22 protein-coding genes and 1 pseudogene are annotated in these 22,870 nt (G+C 63.8%); 4 read left to right on the top strand and 19 right to left on the bottom strand.

All coding sequences use genetic code 11. The features are described from left to right. Positions 1-128: 128 nt before the first annotated feature. A complete protein-coding gene (locus ASD02_RS12780) occupies positions 129-1,415 on the top strand; it encodes an aromatic ring-hydroxylating dioxygenase subunit alpha (protein WP_025427841.1) in 1,287 nt (428 codons plus the stop codon). A 164-nt stretch (positions 1,416-1,579) separates the two neighbouring features. Here the strand turns inward: ASD02_RS12780 and ASD02_RS12785 are convergent, their stop codons facing one another. Further along, positions 1,580-2,023 (bottom strand): Lrp/AsnC family transcriptional regulator, encoded by a 444-nt coding sequence (locus ASD02_RS12785; RefSeq protein WP_225906328.1) that lies wholly within the window; start codon positions 2,021-2,023, stop codon positions 1,580-1,582. Positions 2,024-2,137: 114 nt separating this feature from the next. Here ASD02_RS12785 and ASD02_RS12790 point away from each other — a divergent pair, with 114 nt between their 5' ends. Further along, positions 2,138-2,722, top strand: a complete 585-nt coding sequence (locus ASD02_RS12790; protein WP_025427839.1) for a cysteine hydrolase family protein — start codon at positions 2,138-2,140, stop codon at positions 2,720-2,722. 24 nt (positions 2,723-2,746) lie between these two features. Here ASD02_RS12790 and ASD02_RS12795 read toward each other — a convergent pair whose 3' ends face one another. From ASD02_RS12795 to ASD02_RS12840, 10 genes are all read right to left on the bottom strand, one after another. Then, positions 2,747-3,268: a hypothetical protein gene (locus ASD02_RS12795; RefSeq protein WP_025427838.1), complete on the bottom strand. Its 522-nt coding sequence runs from the start codon at positions 3,266-3,268 to the stop codon at positions 2,747-2,749. Between the two features lie 160 nt (positions 3,269-3,428). Next, positions 3,429-4,574: an ABC transporter substrate-binding protein gene (locus tag ASD02_RS12800; protein WP_057220747.1), complete on the bottom strand. Its 1,146-nt coding sequence runs from the start codon at positions 4,572-4,574 to the stop codon at positions 3,429-3,431. A gap of 2 nt (positions 4,575-4,576) precedes the next feature. Continuing rightward, positions 4,577-5,329: a siderophore-iron reductase FhuF gene (fhuF, locus tag ASD02_RS12805; protein ID WP_025427836.1), complete on the bottom strand. Its 753-nt coding sequence runs from the start codon at positions 5,327-5,329 to the stop codon at positions 4,577-4,579. Positions 5,330-5,618: 289 nt separating this feature from the next. Then, the gene (locus ASD02_RS12810; protein WP_025427835.1) at positions 5,619-6,110 is read right to left on the bottom strand and encodes an ester cyclase; all 492 of its coding nucleotides are present in this window, start codon (positions 6,108-6,110) and stop codon (positions 5,619-5,621) included. Between the two features lie 67 nt (positions 6,111-6,177). After that, entirely contained in the window at positions 6,178-7,605 is a 1,428-nt protein-coding gene (locus ASD02_RS12815; RefSeq protein WP_025427834.1) for a gamma-aminobutyraldehyde dehydrogenase, read from the bottom strand. Between the two features lie 25 nt (positions 7,606-7,630). Continuing rightward, entirely contained in the window at positions 7,631-8,446 is an 816-nt protein-coding gene (locus ASD02_RS12820; RefSeq protein WP_025427833.1) for an ABC transporter permease, read from the bottom strand. Next, a complete protein-coding gene (locus tag ASD02_RS12825) occupies positions 8,436-9,386 on the bottom strand; it encodes an ABC transporter permease (RefSeq protein WP_025427832.1) in 951 nt (316 codons plus the stop codon). Before ASD02_RS12825 ends, ASD02_RS12820 begins: the two co-directional genes overlap by 11 nt. Beyond that, the gene (locus tag ASD02_RS12830) at positions 9,383-10,381 is read right to left on the bottom strand and encodes an ABC transporter ATP-binding protein (RefSeq protein WP_025427831.1); all 999 of its coding nucleotides are present in this window, start codon (positions 10,379-10,381) and stop codon (positions 9,383-9,385) included. The genes ASD02_RS12825 and ASD02_RS12830 overlap by 4 nt, the downstream gene beginning before the upstream one ends. A gap of 190 nt (positions 10,382-10,571) precedes the next feature. Further along, positions 10,572-11,732, bottom strand: coding sequence for an ABC transporter substrate-binding protein (locus ASD02_RS12835; RefSeq protein WP_025427830.1), 1,161 nt, complete (start codon positions 11,730-11,732; stop codon positions 10,572-10,574). A gap of 205 nt (positions 11,733-11,937) precedes the next feature. Then, on the bottom strand, positions 11,938-12,846 hold the full coding sequence (locus ASD02_RS12840; protein WP_025427829.1) for a LysR family transcriptional regulator: 909 nt from the start codon (positions 12,844-12,846) through the stop codon (positions 11,938-11,940). A gap of 160 nt (positions 12,847-13,006) precedes the next feature. On the opposite strand from ASD02_RS12840, the gene ASD02_RS12845 reads away from it, so the two are divergent. Further along, a complete protein-coding gene (locus ASD02_RS12845; RefSeq protein WP_082555538.1) occupies positions 13,007-13,930 on the top strand; it encodes an alpha/beta hydrolase in 924 nt (307 codons plus the stop codon). A 43-nt stretch (positions 13,931-13,973) separates the two neighbouring features. Here the strand turns inward: ASD02_RS12845 and msrA are convergent, their stop codons facing one another. Beyond that, positions 13,974-14,651, bottom strand: coding sequence for a peptide-methionine (S)-S-oxide reductase MsrA (gene msrA, locus ASD02_RS12850; protein WP_038577286.1), 678 nt, complete (start codon positions 14,649-14,651; stop codon positions 13,974-13,976). A gap of 232 nt (positions 14,652-14,883) precedes the next feature. Here msrA and ASD02_RS12855 point away from each other — a divergent pair, with 232 nt between their 5' ends. Next, positions 14,884-15,285 carry an ACT domain-containing protein gene (locus tag ASD02_RS12855; protein ID WP_025427826.1) on the top strand — a complete coding sequence of 134 codons (402 nt, stop codon included), beginning with the start codon at positions 14,884-14,886 and terminating at the stop codon, positions 15,283-15,285. 12 nt (positions 15,286-15,297) lie between these two features. Here ASD02_RS12855 and ASD02_RS12860 read toward each other — a convergent pair whose 3' ends face one another. From ASD02_RS12860 to ASD02_RS12890, 7 genes and pseudogenes are all read right to left on the bottom strand, one after another. Next, on the bottom strand, positions 15,298-15,717 hold the full coding sequence (locus ASD02_RS12860) for a GFA family protein (RefSeq protein WP_057220748.1): 420 nt from the start codon (positions 15,715-15,717) through the stop codon (positions 15,298-15,300). A gap of 124 nt (positions 15,718-15,841) precedes the next feature. Further along, the gene (locus tag ASD02_RS12865; RefSeq protein ID WP_244494213.1) at positions 15,842-17,437 is read right to left on the bottom strand and encodes an MFS transporter; all 1,596 of its coding nucleotides are present in this window, start codon (positions 17,435-17,437) and stop codon (positions 15,842-15,844) included. Continuing rightward, a complete protein-coding gene (locus ASD02_RS12870) occupies positions 17,430-17,891 on the bottom strand; it encodes an SRPBCC domain-containing protein (RefSeq protein ID WP_025427823.1) in 462 nt (153 codons plus the stop codon). Before ASD02_RS12870 ends, ASD02_RS12865 begins: the two co-directional genes overlap by 8 nt. Positions 17,892-18,030: 139 nt before the next feature. Continuing rightward, positions 18,031-18,598 (bottom strand): annotated as a pseudogene (locus ASD02_RS12875) (TetR/AcrR family transcriptional regulator). Next, on the bottom strand, positions 18,595-19,089 hold the full coding sequence (locus ASD02_RS12880) for an HPP family protein (protein ID WP_057211088.1): 495 nt from the start codon (positions 19,087-19,089) through the stop codon (positions 18,595-18,597). Before ASD02_RS12880 ends, ASD02_RS12875 begins: the two are co-directional and overlap by 4 nt. A gap of 66 nt (positions 19,090-19,155) precedes the next feature. Beyond that, the gene (locus ASD02_RS12885; RefSeq protein WP_057220750.1) at positions 19,156-21,150 is read right to left on the bottom strand and encodes a CocE/NonD family hydrolase; all 1,995 of its coding nucleotides are present in this window, start codon (positions 21,148-21,150) and stop codon (positions 19,156-19,158) included. 59 nt (positions 21,151-21,209) lie between these two features. Then, complete coding sequence (locus ASD02_RS12890; protein WP_025427820.1) at positions 21,210-22,799, bottom strand: ABC transporter substrate-binding protein; 1,590 nt, start codon at positions 22,797-22,799, stop codon at positions 21,210-21,212. Positions 22,800-22,870: the final 71 nt, after the last annotated feature.

The raw sequence follows: 22,870 nt of genomic DNA on the forward strand, positions 1-22,870 counted from the left end.
GCGCTCTCCCTCTCCCCCGCGTGCGGGGAGAGGGTGGGGGTGAGGGGCAGCCTCGTACATCAAGGCAAATTTAGCATGCGCGCGCCGGGACGCGGTTCTTCCGGTTCTTCTTTCAGGAGTTCAGGGCCATGTTCGCATCGGACCTTTCCAATACGACTGTCGCGGGCGACCGCATCGATCAGCTGGTCGCTGCGCATCGGCCGGGCCATGGGCTGGTGCGGGCCTTCTACCACGACGAGGATATCTACGAGCGTGATCTCGACCGGGTGTTTCGCCGCCATTGGCACTGCGTCGCGCATGAAAGCGTGATCCCCAACCCCAATGACTTCGAAGTCTTTCGCATGGCCGCCGAGCAGGTGATCGTCACCCGCACGGCCACGGGCGCGATCCATGCGATGCTGAACGTCTGTCGCCATCGCGGCGCCGAGGTCTGCACCAAGGAAAAGGGCAACGCCCGCGCCTTCGTCTGTCCCTACCACGCCTGGACCTACGGCAATGACGGTGCGCTGAAGGCGGCGCGGCTGATGCCGAAGGATTTCAAGCGTGAGGACCATGGGCTGAAGAAGCTTCATGTGCGCGTCGTCGAGGGGCTGATCTTCATCTCCTTTGCCGAACAGCCGCTCGATTTCACCGAGGTCGAGAACCTGCTGCATGCCACCTGCGGCCAATATGGCTGGGCCGAGGCCAAGGTCGCGCACCGGCAGTCCTATCCTGTCGACGCCAACTGGAAGCTCGCGGTCGAGAACTATGTCGAGTGCTACCATTGCGGCCCGGCGCATCCTGAGTATTCCGAGACGCACGCGCTCGAACAGCCGTTGCACATGATCGAGGAGCTGAACGCCAAGATGGAGGCGCGCACCTGCGCTCTCGGCATCGAGGTCGGTTCCGGCGATCACTGGCAGAGTTCCGCCGGCGGCAAGGAGACGGTGCATGCCTTCCGCTATGCGCTCTATGACGGCGTCAAGACCGGCAGCAAGGACGGCCAGCCGCTTAGCACCCTGATGGGCCGGTTCAGCGATTTCGACGGCGGCGTCACCTCCATCCACCTCGGCGGCACGACCTTCCTCGTCTGCTATCCCGATCACGGCATGATCTACCGCTTCATTCCGAAGACGGCGGGCACCTGCGAAATGGAGCTGATCTGGCTTGTCGACGGCAAGGCCGAGGAGGGGCAGGACTACGACCTCGAAAAGCTCACCTGGCTGTGGAAGGTCACGACCGATGAGGACAAGGCGATCATCGAGCACACCTCGCGCGGCGTGCGCTCGCATTATTTCGTGCCGGGCCCGATCGCGCCGATGGAGCAGAACGAGCTGCGCTACATCAACTGGTATCTCGACGAGATCAGCCGGCCTTCGCAACCATCATCCCTGTTCTTGTCACAGGGATCCAGCAGCGCCGCGTCGGCGGTGTGAAAGAATTCTGAAAACGCCTGATGTGACGAAGAATGTCACTGACGGCGCGGACGCGCCGTCGCTAGATTCCTGTGACGAGCACAGGAATGAGGTAGGTATCCGTGGTCTCAGTTGCGGCATGGAGGCCGAAACAACGCCAGGCATCGTCTATCGGCGCAGCGCGATCAGTCACGCCTATCGAAATGGGTGCGCAGCGCCACATGGGTCTGCACGGTGGCGACGCCCGATATCAACGAGATCTGCCGACGGATGGTGTCAAGATCGCCGTTCGAAGCGCATTCGACCAGCAGCATCAGGTCGGTCTCTCCGGCGAGCGACCAGCAGCTGACGACCGGCGGCATGCCGGCGAGATGCGGTACGATGTGGTCGCAGTTCTTACCGGGCTGGAAGGATATCGCGATCAGCGCGCGCACGACCGGCGCCTTGTCCTCGATGCCGATGCGGATCGTATAGCCGGCGATGACGCCCTTGGTTTCGAGCCGGCGCAGACGTTCATGGGCGGCGCTGCGTGACAAGCCGGCATGGCGGGCAAGCGCCACCAGGCTCTGGCGCGAATCCTGCCGCAGGGCGGCCACCAGCAGCCGGTCCTTTTCATCAAGTTCGGTCAATGTGTCGTCCCCTTGGTCATTTTGCCGGACAATCGTCCGGTCTTCCGCCATCATGTCCAGTGAAACCGGACGATAGGACGGCTAGCTTCCCGAGGCAATCAAGGAGCGTTAGCCATGACCATTCCGAGACTTCCCGACAATGCCGTCCTCATCCCGATCGACATGCAGCAGGCATTTGATGCCGCTCCCTGGCCGCCACGCTGGAACGGGGACGTTGACAACAACGGCCGCGCCTTGCTTGCCGCCTGGCGCGCGGCCGGCCGGCCGATCATCCATGTGCGGCACGACAGCGTCGCGCCGGGCTCGACCTTGAGGCCGGGTGCGTCTGGCAACGCGCCGCGCCCGGGCTTCGAGCCCGTTGGCGACGAACCGCTCGTCAACAAGAGCGTCAACGCCGCCTTCATCGGCACCGATCTCGATCTTCGCCTGCGCCGGCTCGGCGTTGATACGATCGTCCTCTTCGGCATCTCGACTGATATGTGTGTTTCGACCTCGGTGCGGGTCGGCGCCAATCTCGGTTACCGGGTGGTCCTGGTGGAAGATGCCTGCGACTGCTTCGACCAGCCGGATGGCGACGGCGACATGATCCCGGCGCGGGACATCCACCGTGCCCATGTCGCAACGCTGCGGGCGGAATTCGCGGAGGTGACGACCACGGCGGCAATCATTTCGGCCATGCGGCCGGCGTCGGCAGCGTAAGGACGCCGCAACGCGTGCAGTGGCTTATCGGCTGGCGGCGCCGCGGACTTCCAGCACCTGGTAGGTCCATTTCGGCGTCGTCAGGCTTTCGCCCTCTCGGCTCGGGAAAGTGAGGAAAGTCTCGAAAGGCCTTGCCTGGCCGACGGGCACGCGGGCGAGAACCAGGGCTGAGTCGTCGCCGATCTTCGCGCATGCGTCCTGCGGGCAGTCTTCGAGCGTCACGGAAAGCCGGAAATATTCGAGCGGTGTTGCGCCATTGTTGCTGACGGTGCCGCGCAGGCGGAAGCTGCGCTCCGGCTGGCTTTGTTCGAACGTCATGCCGTCGAGGCTGATGTTCTGGGCGGCCGGAGCCGCCGGGGCCGTCGCCACCGGCTCAGGTGCTGCAGCCTTGCGCTCGCCGCGGTCGCTGATCCAGACGACGAAGGCAGAGAGCAGGGCGATCGCCACTGCGACCGAGAGGATGGGCTCGGCCCACCGGCGAAAGCGGCTGAAACGCGCCGCCAGATACACGATCGCCACGCCAACCAACGCTACCAACCAAAGCATGAAGCTCCTCCTCGTCGACCCTTATATAGTGTGAGGAGCGGGTGGCAACATCGCGTGGCTCTGGTCGAAGGTCACGCTTGCGACATTTGGTGGATTGAACGGCGAGCGATTTCGTCAACCCCTTGCGGCGATTGCAAATGTTGCGGGCTTTTGGGCGCTTCTACCGGGGCGTAACGGCCCCAAGGCTGACGGTATAGGTGCCCTCGAAAGGAACGGCTGCGAAGCGTTCGTTGATGTCGGCGAGGCTCTTTTCCGGGTCGAGATCGGCGAAGATGTCGGGCCGCAGCCAGTGGGCGAAGGCTTCGGCAGCGACAATATTGAGCGGGATGGCGTTGAAGAAGTTCCAGACGCCATGGACGCGGCCGTTCTCGACCGCCGCAACGCTCGATAGCGCCGGCGTTGCGACGGCCGCAGCCAAGGTCTGCTGCGCCTCTTGCCTGGCAACGCCGGGACCGATGGAGAAGCCGCTATAGGTGCCGCCGGGCGAAGAGGTGGCGATGTAGACGTCGGGGTTTGCCGCCATCACCGCTTCTGCATTGACGGTGCCGCCGACGCGCGGCAGCGCGCCTTCGGCGATGTTGCGGCCGCCGGCGAACGTCAGGAATTCGCCGAGCCCACCGACGCCATAGGCCCAGCAGCAACGGTCAGGCTTGGGAAACGCATCCATCAGCACGGTTGGGCGCGGTTCGGGCTTGGCGGCGACACGGGAGCGGATCAGCGCCAGCTTGTCTTCGTAGTAGCGTGCGAAGGCTTCGGCCTGCTCGTCGCGTTCGAAGATACGCCCAAGGAGCCGCATCAAATCCGGCGTGCTCTTCAGGGGATCGCTGTTGAAGTCGACGACGATGACCGGCACGCCGGTGCTGGTGAGATAGTCGATGGCGCGCTGGCCCGGCTCGGTGTCGGCCTGCCAGTTGGCGAGGATCGCGAGGTCGGCCTTCAGCGTCAGCAGCGTTTCGAAAGACAGTGCGGCGCCGGTGCCGCCGTCGTCGATCAGCGGCACGTCGGCGATTGCAGGAAATTTTTTGCGAAAGCTCTCGTAGATCTCAGGGTTGTCGCCCTTCATGTCTCCGGACCAGCCGGCCAGCAGGCTGACGGGGTCCGGATGAATGAGCGAAAGCGCGACCAGGTTGAAGCCGCTGCCAAGCAGGATGGCTTTTGGCCTTTCCGCTAACGTCACCTCGCGCCCGGCCGCGTCCTTCACCGTCAGCGGCCATCGGTTTTCGGCCCGGGCGCCAGTGGCGAAAAGCGTGGTGGTGACGAAGATGGCCAGCAAGGCCCGGACCGTGGATCGCGATAGGAGAAGCAAAACTACTGTTTCCGTTGGGTGGGAAGGGCGCAGAGGCTGCCGCAGCTGCGGACCCCCGGCAGCAGATAGCGCAGGCAGCAGATCTTGCGCCGGCACACCCGCGCACCGTCCTCTTCCTCGTGACGCAGGCAATCGAAGAAGGGGTTGGGCGAGCCGTCGGGCAGGGATCTGCTGCCGATGAGGGCTTCGGCCTGGGCATGAAGCGGCTCGACGCCGGCGGCGCGCAGGGCATAGTCGATGTAAACCAGCGCGTTGTTCCAGGCGAGTTTCGGCGCGATGCCGCCACTCGACTTGAGGTAGCCGACCACTTCGCGCAGGTGCTCGCCCATCAGCGGCGCCAGGGTGGCAAACACGTCGTCGTCATCGCCCGCCTGCCAGTTACCGGCATCGGCGACGCCAAAGGCGCGGGGCAGGCCATCCTCTGCCAGCGCCACCTTCATGCGGTTGAAGGCGACCGGCAACACCTGATGGTCGAGCACGCGAGCAACGAGATAGGGGATGGTGAGCGCCGAGAAGTAGTAGAGCGACCACATGGAGGCGATCGCGCGGCGGTCGGTGCCGCCGGACCTTTCAGCGTAGGTGTCGAGGGCGCGGTCGAAGGCGCCGGAGGCGAAGAACTCGGGCAGGACCATGCCGTCGGAAAGATCGTCCGACAGCACCATCTTTTCGTTGCACCAGGCGTGCGGGCCGGAAAAGGCAGCAGACAGAACCTTGGGGGCGCCTGTCTCCATGATCGCTTCGGATACGGCAGTCATTGGGGCACCCGCGTGTGGCCCGTGGCCGGCCCACTGCCGTTGCGAGGCCTGCCGCGCGGAGCCGTCGCGAACACAAATGCGGGGGCGGACAGACGCCATCTTGCAACCATGCGACACCTTCTGAACGGGTCAGACATTCATAAGATGATCGTGTTACTCATGTTTATTCGTTGTGCAAGTTATTTTATGAGTTTTGTCCGCATGTTTTAATGCGCGGGCGAGGCGCGAGACAGCCGCAAGCTCGGGCTTGCGGCTACTGAAGGGCCGGTGCCGCGGGCTCGACGGCCGCCTACATCAGGCCGAGCTGCTTGTAGAAGCCGAGCGCGTCGTAATAGTCGCTTTGAGTGGCGATCTTGCCGTCCTTGACCGTGAAGACCGAGGCGCCGGTGAACTTGAAGCTCTTGCCGGTCGCGGCCGTGCCATCGGCCCAGGCGCCTGAGTTGGTGCCGGAGAATTCCCATTCGAAGGAGACCTTGTCGCCGGCGGCGATGGGGTCGCCTTTCATGGTCCAGACGGCGTCGGGAACCGCATTCAGGAAATTGTCGATGACACCGGTCTTGGCGGCATCCTTGCCGGTGACAGGCTTGCCGACGGACGCGTCGTAATAGGTGACGTCGTCGGCGAAATAGGATGCGGCCTTGCTCGAGTCATGGGCATTCCACGCTGCGACATAGGCACCGACGACATCAGGCGCCGCGTCGGCGGCGAGGCCGGCGGGCGCCAGAAGAAGTGTGCTCAGACCCAATGCACCTGCAGCAGCAAGCAGTTGACGGCGATACATGGCATTTTCCTCCCGTTTATCTTCGTTTGCATGCTTTGTCCGCACCGCGGCCAACGTCCTGCCGGCGTCAGCCGTGGTTGATCATGATGTGACGGACAGCAGTGTAGTCCTCGAGCGCATAGACCGACATGTCCTTGCCATAGCCCGACTGCTTGACGCCGCCATGCGGCATCTCGTTGGTCAGCATGAAGTGGGTGTTGATCCAGGTGCAGCCATATTGCAGGCGCGAGGCGGCCTTCATCGCCTTGGAGATGTCCTTCGTCCAGACCGAAGAGGCGAGGCCATAATCGCTGTCGTTGGCCCAGCCGACGGCATCGTCCTTGCCGGTGAAGCGGGTGACCGAGACGACAGGGCCGAACACCTCGCGACGGACGATCTCGTCTTCCTGCGTCGCGCCGGCAATCACCGTCGGCTGGAAGAAGAAACCGTCGGCGCTGCCAGGAGCACCGCCGGTGGTGATCTCGATATGCTTCTGGTCGGCCGCACGTTCGACGAAGCTTGCGACGCGATCACGTTGGCGCCGCGAGATCAGCGGGCCGATCTCGTTTTCGGTGTCGTCGGCGAGATTGTAACGGATGGTGGAGACGGCCGAACTCAGGTCGGCGACGAGCTTTTCGTAGATGCCGGCTTCGGCATAGATGCGGCAGGCGGCGGTGCAGTCCTGGCCGGCATTGTAATAGCCGAAGGTGCGGATGCCGTTGACGACGGCTTCGAGGTCGGCGTCGTCATAGACGATGACAGGGGCCTTGCCGCCGAGCTCCAGATGCGTGCGCTTCACCGTCTTGGCGGCGGCCGTCAGCACCTTCTTGCCGGTGGCGATGTCGCCGGTGATCGAGACCATCGCGATCTTCGGGTGGTTGATCAGCGCGTTGCCGACGGTTTCGCCGCGGCCCGTGACAACGTTGACCACGCCTTCCGGCAGGATGTCGGCGAGCAGACGGGCGAGCTTCAGCGCCGTCAAAGGCGTCTGTTCGGACGGCTTGAAAACGACGGTGTTGCCGCCGGCAATCGCCGGTGCCAGTTTCCACGCCATCATCATCAGCGGGTAGTTCCAGGGCGCGATCGAGCCGACGATGCCAACCGGATCGCGACGAACCATGGAGGTATGCCCCGGCAGATACTCGCCCGATGTCGGCGCGTGCAGATTGCGGATGGCGCCGGCAAAGAAGCGCCAGCAATCGACGATCGCCGGCAGTTCGTCGTTCTTCACCGCATTGATCGGCTTGCCGCAGTTGAGCGCTTCAAGGGCTGCGAAATCGTCGGCGTGCTTTTCGATCGCGTCGGCGATCCTGAGCAGGTAACCGGAGCGTTCGCCGGGTGTCGTCATCGACCAGGAGACGAAGGCGCGTTCTGCCGCGCTCACCGCCGCCTCGACCTGAATGTGCGAGGCTTCGGCGAGGTCGATGATCTTTCCGCCGGTGCGCGGGTTCAGGATATGCTCTTCGGCCTCGGTTCCGGCTTCGAAGCGCGATCCGATCAAAAGCTGGGTGTCCATGTCTGTTCTCCCTTGAAAGTCGAGTTCACTTGCCGGCACCGGCGATCTGGTCGCCGTCGCGGGTCAGGTAGTAGGCGCCGAGGATCGGCAGGAAAGTGACCAGCACCACGATCATGGCGACCACGTTGGTCACCGGTCGCTGGCGCGGGCGGATGAGTTCTTCGAGCATCCAGATCGGCAGCGTCGACTGCTGGCCGGCGGTGAAGGTGGTGACGATCACCTCGTCGAAGGACAGCGCGAAGGCGAGCATGCCGCCGGCAAGAAGTGCGGTGCCGATGTTCGGCAGGATGATGTGGCGGAAGGTCTGGAAGCCGTCGGCACCCAGGTCCATCGAGGCTTCGATCAGCGAGCCCGATATGCGGCGGAAACGGGCCACCGCATTGTTGTAGACGACGACGATGCAGAAGGTCGCGTGACCGAGCACGATCGTCCAGAAGGAGAATGGCATCTCCGCCATGGAAAAGGCCGAGCGCAGCGCGATGCCGGTGATGATGCCGGGCAGCGCGATCGGCAGGATGACCAGCAGCGAGATCGTCTCGCGGCCGAAGAAGCGGGTCTGGCTGACGGCGGCGGCACAGAGCGTGCCGAGCACCAGGGCGACCGCGGTCGCGATCGAGGCGACCTTGACCGAGAGCGTCAGCGCCGCCCAGACATCCGGCCGGTTCCAGGCAACCGCAAACCATTGTGTCGTCAGCCCCGGCGGCGGGAACTGGTAGCTCTTTTCCTCCGTGGTGAAGGCATAGAGGAAGATCAGCAGGATTGGCACATGCATGAAGGCGAGGCCGGCGGCAGCTGCGATCTTCAGTCCGAGGGGCGAGCGGTTGAGGCGGTCAGAGCGCATCGAAGGCCCCCATGCGTTTGGCCATCCAGAGATAGGCGCCCATGATGACGATCGGCACCACGGTAAAGGCGGCGGCAAGCGGAATGTTGCCGGCAGTGCCCTGCTGGGCATAGACCGCCTGACCGATGAACAGCCGGGAGGAGCCGATGATCTGCGGAATGATGTAATCGCCGAGCGTCAGCGAGAAGGTGAAGATCGAGCCGGCGACGATGCCCGGCAGCGCCAGCGGGAAGAGCACGTGGCGAAAGGTCTGGGCCGGCGTGCCGCCGAGATCGGAGGAGGCCTCGATCAGGTTGGTCGGCACGCGCTCCAGCGCTGCCTGGATCGGCAGGATCATGAACGGCATCCAGACATAGACGAAGACGATGAAGGTGCCGGTGTAGCTGACCGAGAGCGAGTTGCCCCCGACGACGGGAAGCGAGAGCCAGGCATCGAGCACCCACAGAAGATGCAGCTTCGCGAGGAACCAGGTGACGATGCCTTCCTTGGCCAGGATCAGCTTCCAGGCATAGATCTTGACCAGGTAGCTCGACCAGAGCGGCAGCATGACGCCGAGATAGAACAGCACCTTCCATTTTCCCTGCGCGTAGCGCGCCGCGTAATAGGCGATCGGGAAGGCGATGAGCGCCGAGGCGAGCGTCACGATTGCCGCCATTGATACGGTGCGCAGGATGATGTCGAGATTGGTTTCGCTCAGCAGCTGGCGGTAGGTGGCGAAGGTGAACTCGTAATTGATCAGGCCGGAGAAGTCGTCGATCGAGAAGAAGCTCTGCAGCAGGAGAGCAAAGAGCGAGCCGACATAGACGACGCCGAGCCATAAGAGCGGCGGCGCCAGCATGACGACAAGCAGCACATGCGGGTGCTTCCAGAAGAAGTCCGAGAGCCGGCCGGTCGGGCCGCGGCGATCCGGGACTGCGAGATTTTCAGCGACGGCGGTCATGCGTCCTCCATCGGGTGCAGTTCGTCGGCGGCAAAGCTGATAGTGACGGGGCTGCCGATTTGCGGGACGGCGAGCGAGGCGGGGCTTGCAACCGCGATGCGCGCGCCTTCGACGTCGACGACGACGCGGTTGACCGCGCCGAGGAAACTATGGGCCGACACGGTGCCGTTGAGGCTGAGCGCGCCTTCGCGCGGGGCCGACAGCGCGATCGCCTCGGGGCGAAGGCTGGCATAGGAGGATCTGACGCCCAGCCTCTGGCACAGCTTTGCCGGCAAGACGTTTGACGAGCCGACGAAATCGGCGACGAAGCGTGTCTTCGGCTGCTTGTAGACTTCTTCTGGGCTGCCGAGCTGCTGGATGCGGCCGTCGTTGAAGACGGCGATGCGGTCGGCCATCGACAGCGCTTCGCCCTGATCGTGGGTGACGAAGACGAAGGTGATGCCGAGCGATTTTTGCAGGGTCTTCAGTTCCTCCTGCATCTGCTCGCGCAGCTTCAGGTCGAGCGCGCCGAGCGGTTCGTCGAGCAAAAGCACCTTGGGCTTGTTCACCAGCGCGCGGGCGAGCGCCACGCGCTGACGCTGGCCACCCGAGAGCTGGCCGGGGCGGCGGCTGCCATAGTCCGGCAGCTTGACCATGGCGAGCGCATCTGCCGCCGCCTTGCGGCGCTCCTCGCGGCCGACGCCCTTGACCATCAGCCCGTAGGCAACGTTGTCGAGGATCGAGAGATGCGGGAACAGCGCATAGTCCTGGAACACGGTGTTGACGCTGCGGCGATAGGGCGGCACGCCCTCCGCGGTTTCGCCGAAGATTTCGATATGACCGCCTGTCGGCTGTTCAAAGCCGGCCATCAGCCTCAGGCAGGTGGTCTTGCCCGAGCCCGAGGGGCCGAGCATGGCGAAGAACTCGCCCTCGGCGACTTCGAGGTCCACACCATCGACCGCGCGTACGGCGCCGAAGTGGCGGGAAACATTGTCGAAAAGAACGGCGGTGGACATCAAATTGCTCCAGGATTCCAGCCCCTCATCCCGCTGCCGCAACCTTCTCCCCGCTCGGGGGGAGAAGGGAACGTGCGGTTGGCGTCTCGCCCAAAGCTCACCCGGCGGGTTTGCCGGGGGCGTTCCCTCTCCCCGCGTGCGGGGAGAGGGTCAGGGTGAGGGGCGATGCTTGCGATATGGTCGTGGCGGCTCAGCGACCGCCGATAACGCCGATGTAGTCGGAGACCCAGCGGTGGTAAGGCACACATTCGCCCTGGCTTGCGCATTTCGTCACCGGCGTCTTCCAGAACTTGACCTTGTCGAAGTCCTCGTAGCCGTTGGTCTTGCAGCCGGCGTCGGTCAGAAGGTCATTGCCCTTGCAGGCTGCGCCGACGGACGGGTTGGCGCCGAACCAGGCAGAGACGTCGCCCTGGACCTTTGGCGACAGCGAATGCTCCATCCACATATAGGCGCAGTTCGGATGGGCGCTTTCGGCGTGCAGCATGGTGGTGTCAGCCCATCCGGTGACCCCTTCTTCCGGGATGGTTGAGGCGATCGGCAGCTTTTCGGCTTCCATCAGGTTGACCTGGAACGGCCAGGAGCCGGAGGCGACGACGCCTTCGTTCTTGAAGTCGTCGATCTGGATCATCGCATCGTGCCAGTAGCGGCCGACGAGCGTGCGCTGGGTGCGCAGCAGATCGAGCGCTGCCTTGTACTGGTCTTCGTTGAGTTCGTAGGGATCCTTGATGCCGAGCTCGGGCTTGTGCTTGATCAGGTAGTTGGCGGCGTCGGCGACATGGATCGGGCCGTCATAGGCCTGGACACGGCCCTTGTTGGACTTGCCGTCGGGCAGGTTCATTTCCTCGAAGACGACGTTCCAGCTCTTCGGCGCTTCGCCCTTGAAGGCATCCTTGTTGTACATCAGCACGTTCGGACCCCAGACATAGGGAGTGCCGTAGTGAACGCCGTTGACCGTGTGCCAGGGCGCGTTCTGCATGCGCTCGTCGATCGTCTTCCAGCTGGGGATGAGATCGGTGTTGATCGGCTGGACGCGCTTGCCGGCGACGAGCCGCATCGAGGCGTCGCCCGAGGCGGTGACGAGGTCGAAGCCGCCTTCGTTCATCAGCGCCACCATTTCGTCGGAGGTCGCGGCCGTCTTGACGCTGACCTTGCAGCCGGTCTGCTTTTCGAAATCGGTGACCCAGTCGTAGTTCTTGTCGGTCTCGCCGCGCTCGATGTAGCCAGCCCAGGCGACGATCGACAGTTCGCCTTCGCCCTTGCCCAGTTCCTTCAGCGGCTCCTGCGCCAAGGCGGGCGCCACGAGGCCGAGCGACAACGTCAGCGCGGTGCAGGATTTCAGGATCTGCTTCATCTGAATTCTCCCAGTTTTGAGCCGCATTTTACGGCTTCGTTCCCAGATTGAAACGTGCCTTGATTTCTCCGCATTCGCAAATTCATTAATCAGAATGCCGCTATCGGTTTTACCGATATCAGGGCCGTGTCAAGGCTCCAACGTGCCCGGCAAATGCCGAGTAGCTACATGATTTTACTCGTGGTTCTGGATCGCACCGGGATTTTTAGCGCGGCCGGGCGCTGCGAAGCGCTTCGGCTATGCCGACGAAATCGCGGGCCGATTGCGGCAGGCTGGAGCCCTTGCGCCAGACCATGCCGACCTGGACGACGGGCAGGGCGCCGGAGACGTCGCGGCTCTCGATGCGGTCGCCTTCAAGCGACCAGGGGCGGTAGACGAGATCGGGCAGGAGCGCGATGCCGGCGCCAGTCGCCACCAGGCTGCGCACCGCTTCGACCGAGCGGGTGCGGAAGGCGACATGCGGGCGGGCGCCGAGCGCCGACAGCAGCTTGCCGGTGTTCTCCTCGATTTCATCCACCGTCAGCATGATCAGCGGCTCCTTGGCGATATCGCTGATCGAGATGATGTCGGCGCTGACAAGCGGATGGCCGATCGGCAGCCAGAGGCGATAGGGCGAGGTTTCGAGAATCTCAGCCTGCAGCGCCATGCGGTCGCGCAGGTTGGAAATGACCATGACGGCAACGTCGAGTTCGCCGCCGATCAGCAGGTGTTCGAGATATGAGCCGTTGTCCTCGATGGCACTGACATCGACGCCGGGACAGGCGCGGCGATAGCGAGCGAGCAGGTCGGAGAGGACGTAACCGGCAACCAGCGAGGTGACGCCGAGATTGAGCTTGCCGCCGGTTTCCTCGCGGCTGTCGGAAAAACTGCGCCGGGCGTCGGAGACATCGGAGAGGATCTTGGTCGCATGCCGCAGGAACTGATGGCCGTTGTGGGTGATCGAAAGACCGCGCGGATGCCGGTCGAACAGCTCGACGCCGAGGTCCCCTTCAAGCTCCTTGATCGCCTCGGTGATCGAGGATTGCGAGATCGAGAGGTTCTGCGCCGCCCGCGTGATCGAGCCTTGCTCGGCGACGGCGACGAAATACTGCAACTGTCTGAAGGTGAAGGCCATCCGTGCAGTTAATCGTTGTGGAGGCGCGCTTGCAAGCGCTGCCAAGAGATCGTCCCCGACAACGCAACTGCGGCGGGATTTGTCCGGTTATGTCGGTTTCCGGATAGAAGACCGGCGGCCTGCTGCTAGACTTCCGCCGGAGAGATCAGGGAGGCGGACTTTGGATCAGGCTGTATCGAAACCGATGCCGACGGAGGAGGGCATCCTGGCCTTTCACCGGCGCTGCGAAGAATTCTATCCCGCCGATGCGGTCGATGCGTCGATCGAACAGCAGCGCAAATGGTACGATGCGCTCTGCGCAGAGTTCGACGCGCCGTCGCCGGCGGGGCTGACGCGCGAGGACGAGCTTGTCGACGGCCGGATCCCGATCCGGCGCTATCGGCCGGCGAGCGTTTCGACCGACACCCGAATCTACTACATTCACGGCGGCGGTTGGGTCGTCGGCTCGCTCGACAGCCATGACGCCATCTGCGCCGAGCTTGCCGATTTCGCAAGGGCAGAACTGGTGTCGGTTGATTATCGGCTGGCGCCCGACCACGTCTGGCCAGCCGCCTTCGAGGATTGCTACGCGGTCTTGAATTTCCTGGTGGCCGATGGCCGACCGGTGGTGGTCGTCGGCGACAGTGCCGGCGGGAACCTGACCGCAGGCATCGTGTTGAAGGCCCGGGCGGACGGGGTGTCTGGTATCGTCGGGCAGGCGCTGATCTATCCTGGCCTCGGCGGTGACCTGGCTTCCGGTTCCTATCTCGAAATGTCCGATGCGCCGGGACTGACGACTGCCGATACCAGCTACTACCCAAAGATTTTGCAGGCGCCGGCCGACGACCCGTTTGCGGTGCCGCTGGCGGAGAAGGATCTTTCCGGCTTACCGCCGACCTATATCGCTGGTGCCTATTTCGACCCCTTGCGCGATGACGCGCGCCTCTATGCCGCGCGGCTTGCGACGGCCGGCGTCAACGTCACCTTTCGCGAAGAGCCGCAGATGATCCACGCCTGGCTGCGGGCACGGCACATGAGTGAGGGTGCGCGCGAAGGCTTTCGGCGCTTGGCCGAAGGTATTGCGGTGCTTGTCGGAACCGGCTGAACGCTCCAGTTTTCACCGGAGCGCAATTGCGGGCGGAAACGCGCTAGCTCTTCGCCTTGAACACCAGCACCGGATTGGGGCGGAAGCTCTGCGGGAACAGTTTGCGCAGGCTCTCGATCTTCGGCATGTCGTTGTAGACGATGTAGGGATAGGTCGGGTTGCGCGTCAGGAAATCCTGATGGTAGCCCTCCGCGACATAGAAGCCCTTCAGCGGCGCGATCTCGGTGACGATCTCGGTCGGAAAGACGCCTGATTTTCCGAGCTCGGCGACGTAGGCCTCGGCGATCTTCTTCTGCTCCGGCGTGGCAACGAACAGAGCCGAACGATACTGCGTGCCGTGATCCGGCCCCTGATAGTTCAGCTGCGTCGGGTTGTGGCCGACGGAGAAGAAGATCTGCAACAGCTTGCCGTAGCTGACCTGGCTCGGATCGTAGGTCACTTCCACCGATTCCGCGTGGCCGGTGTCGCCATTGCTGACCGCCTCATAGGACGCCGTGTCGCGGCTGCCGCCGGCATAGCCCGAGACAGCGTTGGTCACGCCCTTCACATGCTGGAAGACGCCCTGGACGCCCCAGAAACAACCGCCGGCAAATACCGCCGTTTCCGGACCGCTGGCCGCTTTCTCATCCAGCGACGGCGGGGGAATGGATACGGCCGGTTCGGCGGCGCGGGCTGAGGGCGCAATCGAAAGGGCGGCGCAGATGGCAAGTGCCGGAGCCATCAGCCAGAGATGGTGGTTGATAGCCGGAGCGAACGGCAGAATGTTGCGTGTCGAAGACATGGTTGCTTCCTCTGCCGCGTTCGGGCGGCGGCCGTGTGAACCCATGTTTTTCGCGGACCCGGCCGAATGCAAATCGCAAGAGCGTGCTTCACGGCAATGTGACGATCCGCTACCACTGCATTGGCGACTTGATCCCGCATAGCGGGGACTGTGGAAGGTTAGAGGAGGGGTGATGGCTGGCGAAACGGATTTGACGAAGCTGCTGGCGACGATGGCGCCGGTTCTGTTTCCGCAGACCTATGTCTATTGCACCGTGCCCCATGACGAGGCGCAGCGTTACATGCCGGTGGAGCCGCTTGCCACCTATCGCGAGGACGAGGGGCTGACGCTGATCCTGGAGCGTCATGCTGCCGATGCGGCCGGCCTTTCCTATGGTCCGCTGCTTCGCCGCATCACGCTCAATGTGCATTCGGCGCTTGAGGCGGTCGGGCTGACGGCGGCGGTGGCGACGGCGCTGACGCGGGAGGGCATCAGTGCCAACGTCGTGGCCGCCTATTATCATGACCACATCTTCGTGCCGGAGGCCGATGCCGAGCGTGCGCTCGAGGCGCTGCTGGCATTGAGCCCGGCCTGATCGCCTCGGCGATCACATGAAGCGGATGTCGCGCGGCGGGTTTTCGTAGTCGTCGTGACGACCGTTCTCGTAGATGATCGGTGCCGTGCCGAGTTCCTCGTCGCTGACGCCGTCAACGCAGGCGACTTTGACGGCGTAGAAATGGCCGAGGGAATCCTCGAGATAGCCGCGCGAAAACGGCCGGATGCCGCAGCGGCTGCAGAAGTAGTGATCGACGTCGCCCTCCCGCCAGTTCGAAGGCTCCGCCCGATAGCTCGTCAACGCCTCCTTGCCCCTGGTGATGGCAAACTCGTCGCGCAGCGCGAAGGATTTCTGCATGCGCGTCTTGGCGCAGAAACTGCAATTGCAGCGGCGGATGCCTTCGGCAAGGTCGAGCTGGCATTCGAACTCAACGGTGCCGCAGTGGCAGCTGCCGCGATAGCGCTTTTTCATAGGACGGGCTCCTGTCTTTGGACAGTCGTCGGCTGTCCCTGGTCTTTCGACCGGGGAAACGACGCTGGCGAGTTGAACGTTGATGCGATTTATGTGTTGGCGTCCGTTGTGCGGACGCCGGTTATTATCCGGCTTTGACCGAGGCCTCCGCCTCGTCGGCAATTGCCGGATCGCTGTCGGCGCCGTCACCGGTTGCCTTGCGCAAGAGCAGGAAGGCGAGCAGTGCCGTCAGCAGCGACAGGGCCACGCAGATCGATGCGGTGAAGGCAAACGAATTGGTGAACACGTCGCGGGCGGCATTGAGCAGCCGTTCGGATTGCTCGCCCGGAAGTTGCTCGGCGATGGCGACGGCGCCGCCAAGCGTCTGGCGTGCGGCCTCCACGGTCTCAGTCGGAAGGCCGGTGACGATCACGGCGTCCATGCGGGTGCGATAGGCTGATGTCAGCATGCTGCCGAGCACGGCGATCCCGAGCGCACCGCCGAACTCGAAGCTCGTCTCCGAGATCGCCGATGCAGCGCCGGCGCGCTCCGGCGGGGCGGAGCCGACGATCAGGTCCGTCGTCAGCGTGCCCACTGGCGCAAAGCCGAGGCAGAGAACGACGAGGCCCGTCGTGACGAGCAGCGGACTGCTCGTCGTTTCGACCTGGGTGCAGATCGCAAAGCCGATGGCGGTCAGCACGAAGCCGGCAGCAATCAGGTTCGAGGCGGCATAGCGGGCGGCAAGCGACGGAACCAGGATCGAACCGAGCACCATGGCGACCCCTGTCGGCACCGACCAGAGACCGGCGACGAAGGGCGACAGGCCGAGCACGAGCTGCAGATACTGCGCCACGAACAGGAAGGCGCCAAAGCCGACGAACAGGCCGAGAATATTAACGCCGAGGGCGGCGCTGAAAGCCGGGGTCCTGAACAAGGCGAGGTCGATCAACGGATCGGCAAGCCGGCTCTGGCGCCGGGCAAACAGGATGGCGACGGTCAGCCCGAGCAGGATGAAGAACACGGCGGTGACGTCGAGACCGTCCTCGGCGATGCGCTTCATGCCATAGATTACCGACAGCACGGCAACCAGCGACTGTCCGGCACTGATGAAATCGAGCCGGCCGGCATTCGGATCGCGGAACTCCGGCAGCAGCATGGGACCGAGGATCAGAAGCAGGATCATCACAGGCACCGCGAGCAGGAACACCGAACCCCACCAGAACTGAGACAGCATCAGCCCGCCGACGACAGGGCCGATGGCGCCGCCGGCGGAGAAGCTGGCGATCCAGATGCCGATCGCCAGCGTGCGCTGCTTGTCATCGAGGAACATGTTGCGGATCAGCGACAGCGTCGAGGGCGCCAAGGTTGCTGCTGCGACGCCGAGGACAGCACGTGCGAGGATCAGCGTTTCGGCGCTCCAGGCGAAGGCGGCCAGCACCGAGGCGATGCCGAAGGCGATGGAGCCGATCATCAAGAGCCGGCGCCGGCCGATGCGGTCGCCAAGCGTGCCCATGGTGATCAGAGAGCCCGCCACCATGAAACCGTAGATATCGACGATCCACAGGAGCTGCGAGGCCGATGGCTTCAGCTGCTCGGTCAGTTGCGGCACCGCGAGATTCAGGACCGTCAGGTCCATCGAATAGAGCATGCAGGGCAAGGCGAGGACGGCAACGCCGATCCACTCCCGCCGCGTGGCCTTCGGGCCCGGTGTGTTGTCCGCGGTGGTCATTGTCTCAGACATCGGAAAGATACTCCTCCAGTCTTTCGAGGCACTCGCCCCAGCCTTCCTGGTGCGAGTCGCGCTCGTCGACGCTGTCGAAGGGGGTCTGGTGGAAGGTCAGACGGGTCTTGCCGCCGACATCGACGAATGAAACGGTGATCAGCGTGTCGGCACCCGGCTTGCCTTCTTCGTCCCAGGCGAAGGTGAAGATGAGTTTCTCCGGCTCGATCACCTCGCGATAGACGCCGCCCATCCAATAGTCGCGCCCTTCCGGCGAACGGATGCAGGCGCGCCAGGCGCCGCCGGGGCGGAAATCCATCGTCAGCGAGTGCGGGCTGAAATCGCGCGGTCCCCACCAGCGCAAGGCATGCTCGGGCGTTGACCATACCCTAAACACCAGGCTGCGCGGCGCATCGAAGATCCTGGTGATTTCGAGGCTCAGTCTGTGTTCGCGCGATGCGTTTTCACTGGTCATTGCCATAACAATTCCTCCCGCAGCCAGCGCTGTCGCTTGGCGCGGCCGTTCTTTAACCTGAAAGTTATTTAACTTGATGGTTAATAACTGGGCGCGCGGGGAATTGTCAAGGCGGCCGAGGCCTGAGATCTGATTTTTGTCAGTTATGCGACAGGGTGCATCGGCCCTTAAGGCGGAGGGGCACGCGGCCGAAAGCTTCGGCGTCACCAAGGCTGCGGGCAAGAATGAGTGCCCCCTGGATGCCGCCGATCACTTCTTCGGCCAGCGCCTGCCGCTCGTTCTCGGCGATACCCTGGCGGCCGAGCGCCTCGGCGAGGGCAGTCCGCCAATCGGCAAAGTATCGGGTGAGCTCGACGGAGAAGCGATCATGGGCGCCGCTGGCGGGCAATGACGCCCATCAGGCAGAGGCGGCGTCCCCGGCGAAAGTAGCTGTCGACGGAGGCAAACATGTCGTCGATCGCAGCCGCCGGCCTTTCGCTGTTGCGCAGCAGGTCGAATATGTTGGTCTGGAACCATAGGGCGATGTCGCCAAGCACCGCCTCGGCCATCTCCTCCTTCCCACCAGGGAAGAAGTGATAGAGGCTGCCCTTGCCGAGCCCGGTCTTCTCGGTGATCAGGTTGAGGCTCGCGCCATCATAGCCGTGTTCGCGAAAGACCTCCGCGAGCGTGGCGATGACGTCCTGGCGCTCGGCGACGACGCGGCTCATGCGGGTTTCCTCGGCAGCGGATACTCGACCTTGCCAAAACGATGAAACAGCGTTCCAACCGCAACCAGCACCAATGAGCCGGTCAGAACGGGGAAAAGCAGGAAGTCGAGGCCGGGGTCGCTGGCAAAGACCACGAGCGGAGTGGCGCCCGCCGGCGGATGGGTGATGCGCAGCGCTGCCATCAGCGCGATCGCAGCACCGACCGCAAGGCCGACCGCCCACCACTCATTGGGGAAGACTGCGCGCATGACGAGGCCGACCAGCGTCGCGATGAAATGTCCACCGACGACATTGGCGGGCTGGGAGAGCGGGCTGCCGGCGACCGAGAAGATCAGCACGCAGCTGGCGCCAAACGGCGCCATCAGAAGCGGTTCGCCGACGATATTGGTGAGCGCGCCGACGGCGGCGATGGCCACGAGGCCACCCATGCCGGCAACGAGGCCGCGGCCGATATGGACGGCAGGTTGGTGGCAATTGAAGAAATGGCGCACGACTGTAACTATCAGTAAAATGTTTACCGATTGGTGCAGTCATACGCTTTTGGAGCCAAGACGGTGTTACATCAGGTCGCGTGCGACCCGCTTGGCAAAGCTCTTCTCGAAGATGGGCGCGTCGTTTTCATAGGCGACGATCTTGGCTTCGGTGATCCAGTCGTCGGCATCGCAGGTGAGAACCGAGGTCGAGACCGTGCGCACCGACCAGCCCTCGCGTTTGGAAATGCAGGTCCAGGTCGAGGTGCCGATCATCGAATGCGGATTGTCGGGAGCGATGGACCAGGTCTCGTCGCGGATGTCCTGCGTCGCGAGCCCGGTATCCGGATGCTCGCTCAAGCCCCCATCCTCGTAGATGCGATAGTGGGTGACGCCGTTGGTCATGTCGCGTTCGACGGTGCGGCTGGTGCTGCCGGCCGTCCGCTCGATGTATTTCGGCAGCGGATCCGGATTTTCCGGCTCCGGCACGACGACCTCGTTGTGCTGGCCGAGCAGCGGAAGGGCAAGCGTCAGGCTCGCTGTGTCGATGGTGAGGCCGGGATCATCAGGCGGCGGCAAAATCATCGGCCAGTAGGACGTCGACAGCGACAGCCGGATGCGGTGGCCGGCGCGCACGCGATAGCCGCAGGCGTCGAGCACCAGTGTGATCCGCGTGCGGCGACCCTTTTCCATTGCCCGCGGTTCGGCATTGCCGTCGCGATGCGCCAGATTGAGCACGCCGAAGGCGATGCGGGTGGCGGTACCATCCGGGTGCACGTCGACGATGCGGGCGACAAGGTTGGCCGTGTCGGCCGGGCAGGTGACATCGACCGAGAGGCTTGGCTGGCCGAGATAGTCTTCAGCCTCCAGCAGCGGCCGCGTTTCGAAGGTCAGCGCTCCGGCATCGTCGATGCGCTGGTCACCGGCCATTTCGGCATCGGGTTTCAGGGTGAAATATTCGCCGGAAGCCGTGCCGGTATCGAGCGGTGATTTCAGATAGACCTCGCCGGTGCCCATATCTTTGGCGTCGGTGGAAAGCCTGCCGTCGAGCGTGATGCCGAGAACCTGCATCTCCGGCTTTTGCCAGACGTCCTTGGCGACCCAGCGGCCAGGGTCCTTGTCGCGCCGGACGGCCGGGCGCGGGCCGTCGAGGATATAGGCGCGCACCTGCGGTCCGCCTTCGGCGCCGTTCTTTTCGTCGCGCAGCCAACGGTTCCACCAGCGGATCGCCTCGCCGTGAAAATCGGCGCGGGGCTTTGGCCAGGCGAAATGCGGATATTTGTGCACCCAGGGGCCGATCAGCGCCTTGGCCTTTGCGCCGAGGCCCTCGACGGCTTTCAGCGGCGTGTTGCGATAACCGTCGGCCCAACCGGCGATGACGAGCGCGGGAGTGTCGAAGCCGCCGAAATCCTCCGAGATCGAGCCGTGCTGCCAGAAGGCGTCGCGGCGCTGATGCTCGAGCCATTCCTCCATGAAGTAGGGTTCGTTCTCCAGGCGCTCCAGCCACATCTCCTTCCAGCGGTCGCCGACGATCGCAGGGTCGGGCGCGCGCGATTGATAGGCAAGCATGGTCGCCGCCCAGGAAAGCTGGGCGGAGAGATGGCACCCATTCTTGTAATGGATGTCGTCGTTGTAGCGGTCGACGGTCGAGGCGATCGAGATCACCGCCTTCAGCGCCGGCGGCTTGAGGGCTGCCACCTGCAGGCAGTTGAAGCCGCCCCAGGAGATGCCCATCATCCCGACCTTGCCATTCGACCACGGCTGGGCGGCGATCCATTCGATGATCTCGCAGCCGTCGGAAAGCTCGCGCGGCGTATATTCGCCATCGATGACGCCATCGGATTCGCCCGAGCCGCGAATGTCGACGCGCACGCCGGCAATGCCGGCGGCGGCAAAGACCGGATAGGTCGATTCATCGCGGAGACTCGTGCCGCCGCGCTTGCGGTAGGGCAGGTATTCGAGCACGGCCGGCACCGGCTCAGCGTCGGCGCCATCCGGCATCCAGATGCGGGCGGCAAGCCGCGTGCCGTCCTTCAATCGGATCCACTCGTTCTCGATCAGGGTGAATTCACGCTCTGACATATCGGTTGTTCCGCTCACTCTCATTGTTCTTACGCACTTCCGTACGCGAAACCGTGTTCTTAGCTGTCGAACCAGACGCGGCTGGCAACATAGCCGTTCGAAAGGTCGTTGCCGATGTCGTGGACGAAACCCTTCAGCGATGCGGAAGCGGCGTTCACGTAGTCGTTGAACACCGGCAGGATCAGGCCGCCCTCGTCGCGCACCGTCATCGCCATCGTACGGTACATCTCCTTGCGCTTGGCATCGTCGAGCTCCGAGCGGGCCTGAAGCAGGAGCTTGTCGAAGTCCTCGCGCTTGAAGCGCGTGTCGTTCCACTCGGCGCTGGAGAGATAGGAGGTGGAGTAGCGTGAATCCTGCGTCGGCCGGCCGCCCCAGTAGGAGGCGCAGAACGGCTGGACGTTCCAGACATTGGTCCAGTAGCCATCCTCCGGCTCGCGGCGCACTTCGAGCTCGATACCGGCCTTCTTGGCGCTTTCCTGGAACAGAACCGCGGCGTCGATGGCGCCGGGGAAGGCGGCATCCGAGGTGCGCAGAAGGATCGGCCGGTCGTGGCCCGATTTCTTGAAGTGGAAGGCGGCCTTGTCGGGGTCATAGGCGCGCTGCTCGATGCCCTCGGGCGCCAGCGCATAGTTCTCGTTGACCGGATAGTCGTTGCCGAGCGTGCCGAAACCACCGACAACGCGGTCGAGAATCGCCTGTCGGTCGACCGCATATTTGAGTGCGAGCCTCAGGTCGTTGTTGTCGAAGGGCGCCGTGTCGCAATGCATCAGGAAGCTGTAGAAGCCCTTGCCGGCGGTCCGGAGAATCTCGACGCGCGGCGCACGCTTCAGGAGCGGCACCGTCTTCGGGTCGATGTTGTTGATGAAATGCACCTGGCCGGAGGAAAGCGCGGCGATGCGCGCGGTCGTGTCGTTCATCACGATGATTTCGACGCTGTCGACGAAGCCGCGGTCCTGGCGCCAGTCATTGGCGTTCTTCTCGAAGGTCGAGCGCAGGCCGGCTTCATAGCTTGCAAGCTTGTAGGGGCCGGTGCCGATGGGCGAGGCGGGATTGTCGACGCCGCCGCGTGGCTGGATGATCAGGTGATAGTCGGTCAGAAGCAGCGGCAGGTCGGCATTGCCTTCGGTCAGTGTCAGCACCAGCGCGCCGGCCTTTTCCTCGATGTTCTTGATCGAGCGCATCAAGCCGAGCGCACCTGATTTCGAGCCTTCGTCCGAATGCCGCTTCAGCGTGGCGATGACATCGGCGATGGTCATCTTGCTGCCGTCGTGGAAGCTGACGTCGCTGCGGATCTTGAAGGTCCATTGCGACGCATCCGCCGAGGGCTCCCAGGATTCGGCCAGTGCCGGCAGCGGCGCGCCGGTCTTCGGATCGGATTCGACCAGGGTGTCGCCCCAGAGGTGGCCGATGACGAAGGACACCGAGCCGCTATAGCCGGCGGGATCGAGCGTATCGGTGGTGGCGCCGCCCTTCAGGCCCAGTTTCAGGTGACCGCCGCGCTTGGGCTCCTCGGCGCGTGCATCGCCCGCAACCATCGTGCCGCCCAAGCCTGCCGCCAGACCGAGGGCCGCGGTGCCCGCCAGGAAGCCGCGGCGGTTGATGCCTGTCGGCACGATGAGGCCGTCGGGACGCTTGGTGAATTCGCTCATATGCAGGTTCCCTCTGAAGTGTTGTTTCAAGGGAAAACCTAACGGCTGCGGCGGGTTGCACAATTTCGCGA

The sequence above is a fragment of the Ensifer sp. Root1252 genome (assembly GCF_001425885.1).
GTDB lineage: Bacteria > Pseudomonadota > Alphaproteobacteria > Rhizobiales > Rhizobiaceae > Ensifer > Ensifer canadensis.

Bases quoted from the DNA above. Each gene is read 5' to 3' on its own strand.
- ASD02_RS12815 (WP_025427834.1), bottom strand. From the start codon at position 7,605: ATGGACACCCAGCTTTTGATCGGATCGCGCTTCGAAGCCGGAACCGAG.
- ASD02_RS12825 (WP_025427832.1), bottom strand. From the start codon at position 9,386: ATGACCGCCGTCGCTGAAAATCTCGCAGTCCCGGATCGCCGCGGCCCG.
- msrA (WP_038577286.1), bottom strand. From the start codon at position 14,651: ATGGCTCCGGCACTTGCCATCTGCGCCGCCCTTTCGATTGCGCCCTCA.
- ASD02_RS12840 (WP_025427829.1), bottom strand. From the start codon at position 12,846: ATGGCCTTCACCTTCAGACAGTTGCAGTATTTCGTCGCCGTCGCCGAG.
- ASD02_RS12820 (WP_025427833.1), bottom strand. From the start codon at position 8,446: ATGCGCTCTGACCGCCTCAACCGCTCGCCCCTCGGACTGAAGATCGCA.
- ASD02_RS12835 (WP_025427830.1), bottom strand. From the start codon at position 11,732: ATGAAGCAGATCCTGAAATCCTGCACCGCGCTGACGTTGTCGCTCGGC.
- ASD02_RS12870 (WP_025427823.1), bottom strand. From the start codon at position 17,891: ATGACCAGTGAAAACGCATCGCGCGAACACAGACTGAGCCTCGAAATC.
- ASD02_RS12780 (WP_025427841.1), top strand. From the start codon at position 129: ATGTTCGCATCGGACCTTTCCAATACGACTGTCGCGGGCGACCGCATC.
- ASD02_RS12795 (WP_025427838.1), bottom strand. From the start codon at position 3,268: ATGCTTTGGTTGGTAGCGTTGGTTGGCGTGGCGATCGTGTATCTGGCG.
- ASD02_RS12790 (WP_025427839.1), top strand. From the start codon at position 2,138: ATGACCATTCCGAGACTTCCCGACAATGCCGTCCTCATCCCGATCGAC.
- ASD02_RS12810 (WP_025427835.1), bottom strand. From the start codon at position 6,110: ATGTATCGCCGTCAACTGCTTGCTGCTGCAGGTGCATTGGGTCTGAGC.
- ASD02_RS12865 (WP_244494213.1), bottom strand. From the start codon at position 17,437: ATGTCTGAGACAATGACCACCGCGGACAACACACCGGGCCCGAAGGCC.
- fhuF (WP_025427836.1), bottom strand. From the start codon at position 5,329: ATGACTGCCGTATCCGAAGCGATCATGGAGACAGGCGCCCCCAAGGTT.
- ASD02_RS12830 (WP_025427831.1), bottom strand. From the start codon at position 10,381: ATGTCCACCGCCGTTCTTTTCGACAATGTTTCCCGCCACTTCGGCGCC.
- ASD02_RS12855 (WP_025427826.1), top strand. From the start codon at position 14,884: ATGGCTGGCGAAACGGATTTGACGAAGCTGCTGGCGACGATGGCGCCG.
- ASD02_RS12860 (WP_057220748.1), bottom strand. From the start codon at position 15,717: ATGAAAAAGCGCTATCGCGGCAGCTGCCACTGCGGCACCGTTGAGTTC.
- ASD02_RS12885 (WP_057220750.1), bottom strand. From the start codon at position 21,150: ATGTCAGAGCGTGAATTCACCCTGATCGAGAACGAGTGGATCCGATTG.
- ASD02_RS12890 (WP_025427820.1), bottom strand. From the start codon at position 22,799: ATGAGCGAATTCACCAAGCGTCCCGACGGCCTCATCGTGCCGACAGGC.